10 protein-coding genes and 1 pseudogene are annotated in these 12,640 nt (G+C 55.1%); 5 read left to right on the top strand and 6 right to left on the bottom strand.

The genetic code is table 11. From position 1 onward, the window contains the following. Nucleotides 1-94: 94 nt before the first annotated feature. Nucleotides 95-1,906 (bottom strand): ABC transporter ATP-binding protein, encoded by a 1,812-nt coding sequence (locus ACIPLA_RS13620; RefSeq protein ID WP_401173553.1) that lies wholly within the window; start codon nt 1,904-1,906, stop codon nt 95-97. A gap of 246 nt (nt 1,907-2,152) precedes the next feature. On the opposite strand from ACIPLA_RS13620, the pseudogene ACIPLA_RS13615 reads away from it, so the two are divergent. The 5 genes and pseudogenes from ACIPLA_RS13615 to ACIPLA_RS13595 form a co-directional block, all read left to right on the top strand. Further along, nucleotides 2,153-2,297, top strand: a pseudogene (locus ACIPLA_RS13615) (VOC family protein); the annotation flags it as partial. A gap of 569 nt (nt 2,298-2,866) precedes the next feature. After that, nucleotides 2,867-3,598, top strand: coding sequence for a winged helix-turn-helix domain-containing protein (locus tag ACIPLA_RS13610; RefSeq protein ID WP_401173551.1), 732 nt, complete (start codon nt 2,867-2,869; stop codon nt 3,596-3,598). A gap of 11 nt (nt 3,599-3,609) precedes the next feature. Continuing rightward, on the top strand, nt 3,610-4,365 hold the full coding sequence (locus ACIPLA_RS13605) for an EAL domain-containing protein (RefSeq protein ID WP_401173549.1): 756 nt from the start codon (nt 3,610-3,612) through the stop codon (nt 4,363-4,365). A 38-nt stretch (nt 4,366-4,403) separates the two neighbouring features. Then, entirely contained in the window at nt 4,404-5,072 is a 669-nt protein-coding gene (locus tag ACIPLA_RS13600) for a winged helix-turn-helix domain-containing protein (RefSeq protein ID WP_401173547.1), read from the top strand. 493 nt (nt 5,073-5,565) lie between these two features. Then, nucleotides 5,566-6,960 (top strand): undecaprenyl-phosphate glucose phosphotransferase, encoded by a 1,395-nt coding sequence (locus tag ACIPLA_RS13595; RefSeq protein WP_401173545.1) that lies wholly within the window; start codon nt 5,566-5,568, stop codon nt 6,958-6,960. A 623-nt stretch (nt 6,961-7,583) separates the two neighbouring features. On the opposite strand, the gene ACIPLA_RS13590 is transcribed toward ACIPLA_RS13595, so the two are convergent. From ACIPLA_RS13590 to ACIPLA_RS13570, 5 genes are read right to left on the bottom strand one after another with little or no spacing between them, the layout of a single operon-like run. After that, nucleotides 7,584-7,943, bottom strand: coding sequence for a VanZ family protein (locus tag ACIPLA_RS13590; RefSeq protein WP_401173543.1), 360 nt, complete (start codon nt 7,941-7,943; stop codon nt 7,584-7,586). Then, a complete protein-coding gene (locus ACIPLA_RS13585) occupies nt 7,940-10,042 on the bottom strand; it encodes a YjbH domain-containing protein (RefSeq protein WP_401173541.1) in 2,103 nt (700 codons plus the stop codon). The genes ACIPLA_RS13590 and ACIPLA_RS13585 overlap by 4 nt, the downstream gene beginning before the upstream one ends. Next, nucleotides 10,039-10,806 carry a capsule biosynthesis GfcC family protein gene (locus tag ACIPLA_RS13580; RefSeq protein ID WP_401173539.1) on the bottom strand — a complete coding sequence of 256 codons (768 nt, stop codon included), beginning with the start codon at nt 10,804-10,806 and terminating at the stop codon, nt 10,039-10,041. Before ACIPLA_RS13580 ends, ACIPLA_RS13585 begins: the two co-directional genes overlap by 4 nt. Continuing rightward, nucleotides 10,803-11,462 (bottom strand): YjbF family lipoprotein, encoded by a 660-nt coding sequence (locus ACIPLA_RS13575; RefSeq protein ID WP_401173537.1) that lies wholly within the window; start codon nt 11,460-11,462, stop codon nt 10,803-10,805. Before ACIPLA_RS13575 ends, ACIPLA_RS13580 begins: the two co-directional genes overlap by 4 nt. A gap of 14 nt (nt 11,463-11,476) precedes the next feature. After that, nucleotides 11,477-12,589 (bottom strand): polysaccharide biosynthesis/export family protein, encoded by a 1,113-nt coding sequence (locus ACIPLA_RS13570; protein WP_401173535.1) that lies wholly within the window; start codon nt 12,587-12,589, stop codon nt 11,477-11,479. Nucleotides 12,590-12,640: the final 51 nt, after the last annotated feature.

Genomic DNA, 12,640 nt, shown 5'->3' with positions numbered 1-12,640 from the left:
GGGGGCGTGGGGGGGGGCGGGTCAACCAAAATATTTTTTCCCAACCCCCCCCCCCCCCCCCCCCCCCCCCCCGCTCCCACAGGGGATTAAGGCGCTACCGGTAACCGCGAGCCTGCACGCTGAACAACTGCGCATACCGCCCGCCCGCCTCGACCAGGCTGTCGTGATCGCCTCGCTCAAGGATCGAGCCCTGGTCCAGCACGATGATGTGATCGGCATTGCGCACGCTGGAGAACCGATGAGAAATCAGCAACGTCATGCGGCCTTCGGTGTGTTGACTGAAATGCTCGAACACCGCCGCTTCCGCCGCCGGGTCCAGGGCCGAGGTTGGCTCATCCAGAATCAGGATATCGGCGTCGCGGCGCATGTAGGCGCGAGACAAAGCGATTTTTTGCCATTGTCCACCGGACAACTCCTGCCCACCGGCAAACCACCGCCCCAATTGCGTGGCATAACCGCGATCCAGACGCTCGATGAAGGGCGCGGCCATGCCCTCGGCGGCCGCTTGCTGCCAGCGCGTTTCATCGTTGAACGCCAACGTATCGCCCACGCCGATATTCTCGCCCACGGAGAACTGGTAGCGAATGTAATCCTGGAAGATCACGCCGATGCGTCGTCTCAGCGCTTCTTCGCCCCAGGACTGCAAATCGCTGCCATCCAGCAAAATACGACCCTGATCGGGGCGATACAGCCGAGTCAGCAACTTGATCAGCGTGGTTTTGCCCGAGCCGTTTTCCCCCACCAGGGCGACGCTGTGGCCAGGCATCAGGTGTAGATCGATACCCTGCAAAGCGGCGCGGCTCGCTCCCGGATAACGGAAACCGACGTTCTCGAAACGCAAACCGTCGCCGGCCACCGCGCCCACGGTAAGGCTTCCACTATCGGCAATAACCGGTTCGGCCAAATACTCGTAGAGGCTCGACAGGTAAAGGCCATCCTCGTAAAGACCACTGATCGCGCTCAAACTGCTGCTCACGGCGGCCTGCCCCTGCTTGAACAGCACCAGGTACATGGTCATTTGCCCAAGGGTGATGTTGCCGTGAACGGTATCGACCACGACCCAGGCATAGGCCAGATAAAATGCAGCGGTGCCCAGCAGTCCCAGTACAAATCCCCAGCCATCACGACGCAATGTCAGGCGCCGGTCTTCGGCGTAGAGACGCGCAAACGTGTCCCGATAACGCTGCAACAGCAGCGGCGCGAAACCGAACAGTTTCACCTCTTTGATGTAACCCTCATGGGAGAGCAGCGTCTCGATGTAATTCTGCTGCCGGCTCTCCGGCGCCCGGCGCGTGAACAGGCGAAAGGCATCCCCGGAGAAATGCGCTTCGGCAAAGAACACCGGCAACGCCCCAACTACCAGCAGCACCAGCGCCCACGGCGAAAAATGCACCAGTAACACACCGAAACTGATCAACACGATCAGGTTCTGGATCAGCCCCAGCGACTTCATTACCAGCGCCAGCGGCCGGGTCGATGCCTCGCGTCGCACCCGTACCAGCTTGTCGTAGAACTCGGAATTCTCGAACTGGACCAGTGATAAGGTCTGGGCCTTCTCCAGAATCATCGTGTTAACCTTCTGCCCCAGCTGCACCCGCAACAGCGATTGCTGAACCGACAATGCACGCTGTGTCCCGGACAGCAACGCAAGCACGCCTGCTTCAAACAGCACATACCGCACAACCGGCCATAATGGCGCACTGCCCTGTTGGGCGTGCAATTGCATGGCCGTGACTACGGCATCGACAATCCGCTGCCCCAACCAGGCCGCCAGCGCCGGCAGCACACCGGCAACCAGAGTTGCCAGCACCAATCCCAGAAACAGCCCGCGGGACGTTCCCCAGACCAGCAACAAGGCACGTCTCGCCTGATCGAGCAAAGAGGCGAAGCGGTTCAGGACGGGCATAGGACGAGGGACTCGCTGGCAGATGTCAGAGAAGCGCGGCGGTTCTACAGTACGTGAAACAAGCCATCACAAGGCGATAAGCCTCGCTTGGCCCATAGAAAAACACCTGAAAAATACCACCGCTCGCCAGGTTTTAGCGCTTTGCTATCTGGAGTCAATGCCCACCGACATTCGAGCACGAACCTGAACGTCCCCCTCTCAATAACCGCCTGATCTTCAACGGCGACTGCGAGGCCGCTTTTACGAAATGTCGACAGTGTGGTGGAGGCAGAACGGTTTTTTGCTGCCGCGGGAGGCGACGTTCTGGGCGGTCCGTTTCGCAATGCTGGTCGATCGGTTTGGCGTTGCGTGGATGGTTAATTGCAAAAAGGATCGGGCTCCCCCCGGTTAGTACATAAAATTTAATGGCGCTTTAATATCAACTTTTGGATTTTTTTCAATAGCCAAACAGAATAACTACCCGATGACAATTACCCTTTCGGACATAAATATTACTAATATAATGCGAAAAGCCTCAATTAATATGGTCATTCGCCCTAAAAAGAGGCGGTCGCTGTACTAATCGCCACCCCAACATGCACCTACATCACCCTAGAACACCGTGGAATATCCTTATAAATCAACTCCAGTTTTCAAAAATGCGGACATCCGCACCGTTCATACGCAAGACTCCGCAGTTGTGCTTCGTTCTGCAGCCAGATGGGCAATTAGCCATCGCATCTGCACTTCTCATGGAAAAGTCAACCTAAAAAGCCTAGTCCGACTGAAAGGGGCCACCAACTAATTCCGATCACAAACACCAATGGGCTTAAGCCTCGGCATTTGCCTATGTCATTGAATCAGCTAAAACTACAGAGCATGGAGTGACGTGTGTTCCAGACAGGAAATGTTATAAAAAGTCAGATAACGTCAGTATTTTGTGTATTAAGATTGCAACGCCAGCACATATGAGTAATTTGCATGATGAGTACTGAGAGCAAAATCGAAAATAGCCAGAGAGGTATTCTCGCTATTGGGCGCACTTGGCGCTCGACAGAGAAACTTCGCCAACTATTTGTACCTAATCTCACACATGTTTATACATTAGATTATCCAAACCCGCCAAGCATGGATATCGAAACGCAAGCACTCGATACCGTACTGATCGATATTGAAAGCCCTTCCATATTTAATGACTGCCTGGCACTGATCAAGAAGTTACGTACGAATCCGACAGAACTGGCCATTATCGTTGCAATCAACTATCGCTCTCCGCACGCTAAAATTGAATGTTACCTGGCTGGAGCCAATCACTGCATCAATGTACCTAACGATCAGGATGAAAAAGCCAGGTTACTCTCAGAACTGCTCGAAACCCCTGAATGGCAGCCGAGTATAAAGTTGACTCTGGACCAAACATGCCTGCACTTATACAACGATGAATACAAACTGGATCTGGCCTATCAGGAAATGAAAGCCCTGGATGCGCTTATCAACGCAGAAGGCAATATCCTGCACCATGATTGCATGGCCGAGTCCATGGGCTTGAATATAAAACTCTACGACTCACGCGTCCTGGAGAAATCCATAAGCCGGCTTCGAAATAAAATCAAAAAACACTTTGGCATTAACATCATTCACAGTGTACGTGGTTATGGTTATCGACTGCTTCGAGGGGTCGTCTCCGTCAATCAAACAAATTTTCACTCTTAAAGGACTAGGAAATGGAGCCCGGCAGGCAAGCTATAGCGCACGAAAACTTCGCATTGGTATTCTTCAGGCAATCGATTCTGAAACGAAACGATGAACTGTTCGGCAGCGAAATCTATGCCAAGGCGACCAAACAGGAGACACCTCTGAACAAGGGGTATCAACAACTGCATTCCGATCATCCACTGGCGACTTATTACGAAGTCCTGACACGGATCCAATTGAATGCCCTCTCGCAGATTGAGGCCCTGCCTTCCCATTCCGCACCGGCGCCAAACAAACTGTTCGTGACCATGAATCAATCTGCTTTATTGGATAAAGCGCTGATCAAGGAAATGAACGATGCTCAAGCGATACTCAAAAAGCATGAGCAACAGCTAATCCCCAGCATTAACAGCAGTTCGCTCCTGTCGTTCAACCTGAAAGAAAAAAGAACTATTATCAATCATATTCACTTATTGAAAGACAATGGTATCGAGATCGCTTTCGATGGCTATGATTTAAGCGACGACAGCACCGAAAAACTGATCAGCCTGACGCTGTTCGATTACATAAAAGTCGACCTGACCAAATCCAATTTCGACATCATGGTCGAAAACAGCCAGGACTTTTTCAACCGGTCTTATGACTGTCTGAGCGGCATGATCCATGACAGCAAGATCAAATTCGTGGCGGACAGGGTGGAGCACAAAGCACTACACACACTGGCTCGCAGCATGCCCTTCGACTTTTTTCAGGGGAGGTACTACTCGCCGACTGAGCTTATTTAAGTTTTGAAAACTTCACCAGACTAGGAAGGAACCTTATTGTGAGTACGCCGAATAATAGTTTTCTGATTTTCACCCGTGACCAACTGGCACGACAAGCAATCGAATCGCTTCTCGCGCAACGCCTGTATTTATCTTTTGAAATCGAGTCAGGTAAACTCAGCAGCGAACGCATCCGAAAGAGTCGATTCACGCACATCCTGCTCGACCAGGCGGACATATCGCTAAGCGATGTCAGTTTCATCCGTAAAAATCAAAAAGATGCGGAAATCATCCTCATAACACCCAACTCTGAATCTTCAGAACTCAATCACTTCTCGCACTTCGGTGTTGATGGCTTTCTCAAGAAGCCGGTGGCTGACGAAGAGTTCATCTCGGCAGTCAGTCGGGTTAAAGAGTCCCAGGGCAATCCTGATATCTGGTGGTTTAATGCCGACGATCGAACGTTGTTCAAAGAAGACATCACTATTCCATTGACCGGTACCGAATCGTTAATGCTCACTCAATTGGTCCTCAGCGATCGACGAGTACTCAGCAAAAATGATCTTATTCTACGCATCGATAAAGACCCGGACCAATATAGCGGACTTGAAATGTGCTTGAGCCGGTTACAGAAAAAGTTCAAAACTGCAGCTAATGGCGAACGGCTGGTTCGCTCGGTCAGAAACCGTGGTTACTGCCTGGCACAGAGGATAAGAGTCGCCTACTGAGCGAAGGATCGCAAAAAACAATAACAATAAACGCGATTCTCCGCCCCACTTGATACACCACCCACACCCACCACCTGCCTCTTCGCACTGCATATCCTGACTATCGCCATAAACTCTCCTATGGCGCACGCTCCGTTTTCCCCTCGCCTAGCCGGCAAACGTTTTTCGAATGCCGCAATTATATAGATGATTGAGCGATATCCTCCTAACAAAACAGCACGACCTTTTATAACAAGGCCTCTAAAAGAGTGGCCGTTATAATTCGTCAGACACCCACGAAGATTTAGGTACTAGTATAAAACCAGACACTGAGACAACCGTATCAGCTGACTTGAAAACAAAGCCAATATGGCCAGCCATAAGCCCATGCTATTCCCCTCATAATAAGAAAAATAACTTCTGACTGAACCTCGTTCGCTCAGCCTTTGTGCGTGGCTGCCATTTATTAACCGTCGACTGATACACAACGTGGCGCAGGCCCGAGGACACCGCGATGGTACATAATCGTATTAATCGAAACAGCATATCCAAAGGGCTGACTTTCTGGGGGCAATGGATAATTGCCATCACATCAGTCAACACGCTGTTATTTGCTCTGGCGCTCTATCAGACAGGAGAAATAGAGGCCCATTACCGTGTGTTAGCGGTGCTTACTCTACTGGGTTCGGTCCCCTCCTATTCCCTGCTGCTGGTTTATCACAAACAGCATGGTTACCTCTCCGGCCTGGGTCGACTGCTACTGGGGTGGCTGCTGACGCTGACCGGACTGACCACCATCGGTTTTCTCAGCAAAACCAGCGAGTTGTTCTCCCGGGAGATTATTCTGGTCTGGGCCGTGGCCGGTTACTGCGTGCAGGCCTTGCTGTACCTGCCTTTGCACAGCTTTTCCAGGCACTACCATCGGCAATTGCACAGCCAAAACAACACCCTGATTATCGGTACTGACCAACTGGCGGTGAATCTGGCAGACAAACTGGCCAAAACCGAATACCCGCCGCTGGTCGGCCTGATCAGCTCAAAACCCAACGAACTGTCGACCAACGTCAATGCCCACAGAATCGTCGGTCAGCTGCAGGAATTGCGCGAGCTGATCCGGGTGCACGATGTCCGGCGGTTATACATCGCGCTGCCCCTGAGCGAGGCCAAACAGGTCGAAGCGCTGTACATCGATCTTCTCGACTCGAATGTCGATGTAGTCTGGGTTCCTGACCTGGGCAGCATGACGCTGCTCAATCATTCCGTTAGCGAACTGGATGGCCTGCCCGCCATTCACCTCAATGAAAGCCCGCTGACCAGTTATCCGACAGCGGCGCTGAGCAAAACGATGCTGGACCGAAGCCTCGCCGCCCTGGCGCTGATCGGCTTCAGTCCGCTGCTTTTGATAATTGCCGTTGCGGTGAAGATCTCGTCCCCGGGCCCGATCATCTTCAAACAGGAGCGCCATGGCTGGAACGGCAAGATCATCAAGGTCTGGAAGTTCCGCTCCATGCGCCTGCACGACGATCATCAGGTCCGCCAGGCCGGTCGTGAAGACCCGCGCATTACTCCGGTCGGCCGTTTCATACGACGCACCTCCATCGATGAATTGCCGCAGTTCTTCAACGTGCTGCAAGGCCATATGGCGCTGGTCGGGCCGCGGCCCCATGCGATCGCGCATAACGACTACTACACCGGCAAGATTCAGGCTTACATGGCCCGCCATCGAATCAAACCGGGCATCACCGGGCTGGCCCAGATCAGCGGCTGCCGTGGCGAAACCGAGACCCTCGACAAGATGCAAAAGCGTGTGGAGATCGACCTCAACTACATCAACAACTGGTCGTTGTGGCTCGACATCAAGATCCTGATCAAGACTCCCTTCACGCTGTTTTCCAAGGACATCTATTAACCGCTGCGACGTTCGTCCCCTTTCTATTCTTCAGCGTATTGCTGACAAGGTTGTAGTCTGGGGTAGTCAGGTTTCTGACTGCCCCAAACACCTCGCCCCCACCGCCTGATATCCCATTCCACGTTGATCCTTGCGTCCAGTCATCTGCCGGCCTGTAGCGTCGTTTCGTCGATGACAGTGCAGATGAAAGCATCCGCACCGCGTCCGACCAGCCAGTGCCTGGCCGGCAAGATAAACGCGGGGTATAAAATTGAACGGTAGGATTGGGCAATGCCAGTCAGTTACGCAATTTCAGTCGCGCACTCTTTTTGTAGCCGCTGGCGAAGGATGCGTTCGGCTGCGTAGCCGTCTTAAAGCACAGAACATGCGTTGCATCAGGCAGACCACATCAGCCGGACTCACGACTACTACATTGCCTAACGCATGCTTCGCCCTGCTACAGATCGCATGATGGATTGACTGACTGGCATTAGCCGGATGGGATACTCATTGCCGAAAACGTCGAGCAGGTCGAGCAGGTCGACCGTACTCGCGCCATCGGCAAGAGAGGTATTGCTGGAGGGGAATAGAGAGAGGATCTAGAGTGCAACATGCCGGGAGACTGCTTGGTACGTCGCGTCTTTTCAGCGCACCCAATACCTTGAAATCAATAACCCCATCAACACGCCGATAGTATTTGCCAGCATGTCGTAGGGCGAAGCCGTGCGCAGCGGCATCAAACCTTGCGCGGCCTCGATGAGTACACCGGTGAGCAAACACCCCACAGCGATCCAGCGAAATTTCACAGTGGGAAAGGCCAAGCGGCAGCTGCACGCAAATACCAGAAAGCCGATCCAGTGATGGAGCTTGTCTTCTTCGGCGAACAGCTCCGGGATTGGCTGAGGGCGCAAACCGGCGAACAGCAGAACCATGGTCACCGAGGCAAAGACCAGGCCTCGAAGCCAGAACGGCAACTCGACCAAGCCTTTGAGCCACGTGATCATTCGGTAATTTTCTCGAAGTTGTTGTAGAACAGGTCGCTATCACGTCCGTCGGTCATGGTCTGCAGCGAGTAGGCACGATTCAGGCGTGCACCGCCATCGCGGGTCAGTGGCGCCCAGACGATGTTGGCCCGACGCATGGTGGAGGTACTCATCAGTTCGTCGAACGGGATGGAAACATAGATCCCTTTGTCGAAGCTGCCCTCGCCATACTCCTCCTTCGAGGCGCTGGTCAGGGTGACCCAGGCGCCAAACTTCACACCATTCTTGAACACCCGCGACAAGTCCACGGTGGTGCCCCAGTCCCGCGCCAGATAACGCCCGACACTGACCGCTGCAAGCATGTCATCGGGCAGCTCAGTATAGCTGGTGACATGGCCCGTCACGGTGTTGTAACCACGCAGACCGAAGCCCTGATCATAATCGCGCTGGCGCACGAAGTTCAGGTCAGCGCCCACCGACCAGCGTTTCCCCGTGGGTCGATACAGCACTTCGCTGCCAACGCCAGCGTACATGGATTCCAGATAGCCGCCGTAGACCATGCCATACAAGTCCTTATCCAGCTGTTTTGCATGGTTGAACTGGAACGTCGGCATCGTCACATCGGAGGTGGTCATGTATTGGCGCAAATCAGTGCGCACTCGCGGCAGCCCGCTCGGCGCGTCGTAGGTGAACTTGTCGTAGTTGTTCAGCAGGTTGACACTGAGCAAGCCGCTCCACCAGGTATTGCGGGTGAAACGGTACTCTGCGTCGGCATCGGCAGTGAACTGATAAAGCAATCCATCAGGGCCGCCGATGTTCTGTTTGTAGCCCAGGCCGAGGCCATAGGTGAACGGTTCCAGCGCCTGGGTGTAGAGCGTGGTTTCCCGGTGCGCCATCGCCGGGTTGACCTCGGTCCTACGGTGCAAATCCTTCAGCGGCTGGTCATTGTTCACGACCGCGCGGAACGTTTCGCGCGGCACGCTGGTTTCCTCGATGGACATGTCATAACGCTGATTCACCAGGGTGAACCAATCGATGTCCTGATTGACGCTGTTATCAAGAATCCGGCTAGCCCGCCCGACGGCTTTGGACGGATAAAAATAGCGGGACTGCTCGCCATACACCATCAGTTCCGAACCGCGCTGGGTGATGCGTTTCACCTTGTAGCCGGCATTTTGCTGCAGCCGGTTGGAGACATCGGCCCAGTTGACCTGGTCAGCCGGAGTCGACGGCTCCTGCGCCGGCAACGGCTCGGCGGGAGGGTCGTACGTCTTGACCGGTGCCTTGCGGCTGACAAAGTTGGTGTGCAGGGTGATACCGAACATCGCCGTATTGCCACGCTCCCAACCAGCACTCAGATCGACACTGTCCGCGAGCTTGTAGACCACGCCGATGTTGATCGGCAGGTCTTGCTTGATCGAGTTGTCCAATGGCTCATTCTTGTAATCGTTGCCCTCGTACTCGATCTTCAGGCTCAGCGGTTCCCACGGTGTTTGGTAGGCAACCCCGCCAAACAACGAAGGGTGGCCCCTGAAGTAAGCGTTGGCGTTCACATCCCCTGCCCTGGCGACAGCTGCACTGCTCTCTGGCCGCTCATTGAAACTGCTGCCGAATACCGCCAGCGGATTGCTGAAATCCCCCCGATTACCCAGATAGCCCCAGGCAATGCCGAGGCTGAAATCCAGGTCGCCATAACGTTTGTTGGCGACGAAATACTCGCTGGAAAACAGTCCGGTACCGCCGATATCGCGGGCACCGACGGCGACCTGCGGTGCCCAGTGACTTTCCTCCCAAAGCCGCGCCTTGATGTCGATGGCCTTGTCCTTGAAGCTCTGGTCGCCACTCAACTCCTCGGTGCCGTACTTGCGGTTGGTGATCGCCGTGTAACGAAACGAGCCCTCCAACCAATCGAGCGGCTGTAAGGAAAAGCTGTAGCGCGAGTAAGGATCGGTACGACTGGCGGTGGCGCTCAACTCCCCCGCAGGGGCCATGCGCGCGGTGGGGGTCTGCAACAGACCAACGCCACCAAAATCACTCTGGGTGTAGCGCGGTTCACCGTGAGCAAATCCGCAGGGCAGGAGCAATACAGCAGCAAAACGTAACTTAAAGGGGCACTTCAAGGGGCCACCTCAGCCAAGGGTTGAGTGGCGAGAAACTCAGCCATTTGTTGATTGAGATCAGGCGTCGGTAGCTCTAGATCATCGTTGCGGATCGGCACCAGGATCCTGCTGCCAGGGGCCGCCACAACGCCCTCTTCACGATTCCATGCCGCCACGCCCACGCGCCGAATCTTGCCGTCAGGCTGGATCAGCCACAGATAATCGCGCTCGGCATCGTCCAGGATGGTGCATTGCCGGGCATAGGCATGGACTTCCTGCAAGGCGCGGTAAGGCACATGACAGGGCTGCGCAACTGCCCCGAGGACTTCCACGGTGGACGGCCGCGCGGGATAAATAAGTCGGTCACCATCAACCAGCAAAGCGTTGCGGGCGAAGCCCACTTCCACGGCGATCGGGTCGAGCACCGCGACCTGACGCCCGGTGACCGGCAGCCGCTCGATCTGCTCATACAGGCGCTTGCTCAAGTCTGCTCGCGTGCCCTTGCCATCCAGCAAGGCACCCCGTTGTAGCAACTTCAGATCGAACAAGACGCCAGCCTTCAAACGCGTTTGCTGATCCTCCAATGAGCGGTGCAGCCACGCAGCACCCAGCCAGTAACTTTCGGCGTTGGGTTGGGCCTCTCGAATGACGTCCATCAAACGTGCACCGGGTTTGACGTCGATGGGCCCGGGGCTGCGCACATCACCGCTGACCGTCACGGCTGCCTGGCTCATGCCCGGACCGATCAAGAACAAACCCAGCAACAAAAGGTTCGGACACTTCAACGGGCAGCCCCCCGATCAGGGCGCAACTGCACGATTTTCAGCAACAGCTGCGGCGTCAGGTGCTGCTCGCTGCGCAAGATGAAACCGTCCTGGGGGTCGACCCAGTAGCGGTTGGTGGCGTGGAAATTCAGGGTGGGTGCATCCACCTGCTCGTCGATGCGCAGCAAGGCGTAATCCTTGTCCAGAATGCTGATGGTCTCGATGCCATGGGGGCTGAAACGGCTGTCGACCGCAATGCCGATACGGTTGCCGTCATAGATGTCGATCCAGCGCGTGCTTGTATAGCCATCAGGCAAATGCTGAAGGCCGCGTTTGAACGGCGAATCTTCATTAAAGCGAGTGCCGTCCAGAGAAACGCCCAGCCCGACGGTGCGTACCACCAGACCGTCGCGCATCATCAATACTTGCTTGCCAGAAGCGACCCAGAATTCCAGATCGCCCCGCCGACGGGCCCTGGCCATCACCCCCTCGCTGGAAATGGTGGTGACCAGGATCTGCGGATAAGGCACAGCGTCGACCTGAGCGCGGGTCAAATGGATGGAGGCAGGCCCCGCGATGGACTGTTCAAGAGTGTCCCAGGAGGCCCTCATCAACGGGTTACACCCGCATAGCAAGAGCGCCATCGACAGACAGGCACAGGTAGGCAAAATTTTCACGGCGGGATAGAGCCTTATCTGCTGTTGGCTTCGCTGAGGTCGTTAACTGAGCTGGCACCGGTCCCGAGGACACTGGCGGTAGGCAGGAGCTGGGTGATCAGACGGTTCCAGCGCGTCACGCCGGCCGGGCCGACATAGACGATGTCTTGCGGTTGCAAGTCGAAACGGGTGGCCAGCACCAAAGCGGAAGGCGATTCTGCATCAAGCTGGAATACCTTGGCCGGTTCGGTTTCCAGGTTGTCCGCACCGCGAATAACGTACACCGCGTTGCCATTGGAGGTGGTCTGGTTCAAGCCACCCACAGTGCCCAAGGCATCGGTCAGATTGATCGATTTGCTCTTGAAGCTCAGCGCGCGGGGCTGGTTGACCTCGCCCATGACATAGATTCGCTTTTGGTCGTTATAAGGCAAGTACAACCGGTCGCCGCCCTTGAGGTAGACGCCCTGCAGCTCTGAGTCCCGGCGATTGAGGGTGTCCAGATCAAGCTTGTATTCGCGCCCGTCCCGGGTCAGCGTCAGGCCCGACAAATCTGCGTTCAAAGGGTCCACCCCGGCCGCGCCAACGGCCTCCACCACACTCAACGGGGTGGTGGTGATCGGTTGCTGGCCGGCTTTGATCACCGCACCGGAAACCACCACGGTCTGGCTGGCGAAGCGCAGTACGCTGACGTCGACCTGCGGGCTTTCGACAAATTGCGACAAGCGCTCGGCGATAAAGGCTCGCAACTCTTCGATGGTTTTACCGGCGGCCGGAATATTGCCGATATAGGGATAAAACAGCGTACCGTCCGGACGCACCAGGCGACCGTTGGCATCGAGTTGCTGTTGCGGCCCTGAAGGCGCCGTCAACTCGGGATGATCCCAGACCGTGATAAACAACAGGTCATTGGCGCCCACGCGATAGCCACCCGGAGCATAAGACAACAACGCCGAGGGGACCGATTCGCGAACTTTCGTGGCGACATCCATGGCAATCAATTTAGGAGTGATGGGAATAAGTTCCACCCGGCTACTTTCCGAAGAGCCGTCACTGACCATTTGACTGGTGTCCATGTGTTGACCAGGCGAAAACATACAGCCGTGCAAGCTGATACTTGCCAGCATAACAACAGATAATCTACGGATCATAATGGCACTACGCTAGTCGAGGGCAAATCTAAAACAAGATCACCCAGAAAG

This window comes from Pseudomonas sp. NPDC086112, assembly GCF_044746425.1.
Taxonomy (GTDB): Bacteria; Pseudomonadota; Gammaproteobacteria; order Pseudomonadales; family Pseudomonadaceae; genus Aquipseudomonas.
Note: the sequence above shows the minus strand (reverse complement) of the source record. Positions and strands in the feature narration are given on the sequence as shown.

Excerpts from the sequence above, each read along its gene's own strand:
- ACIPLA_RS13620 (WP_401173553.1), bottom strand. The coding sequence starts at position 1,906 with ATGCCCGTCCTGAACCGCTTCGCCTCTTTGCTCGATCAGGCGAGACGT.
- ACIPLA_RS13610 (WP_401173551.1), top strand. The coding sequence starts at position 2,867 with ATGATGAGTACTGAGAGCAAAATCGAAAATAGCCAGAGAGGTATTCTC.
- ACIPLA_RS13605 (WP_401173549.1), top strand. The coding sequence starts at position 3,610 with ATGGAGCCCGGCAGGCAAGCTATAGCGCACGAAAACTTCGCATTGGTA.
- ACIPLA_RS13595 (WP_401173545.1), top strand. The coding sequence starts at position 5,566 with ATGGTACATAATCGTATTAATCGAAACAGCATATCCAAAGGGCTGACT.
- ACIPLA_RS13590 (WP_401173543.1), bottom strand. The coding sequence starts at position 7,943 with ATGATCACGTGGCTCAAAGGCTTGGTCGAGTTGCCGTTCTGGCTTCGA.
- ACIPLA_RS13570 (WP_401173535.1), bottom strand. The coding sequence starts at position 12,589 with ATGATCCGTAGATTATCTGTTGTTATGCTGGCAAGTATCAGCTTGCAC.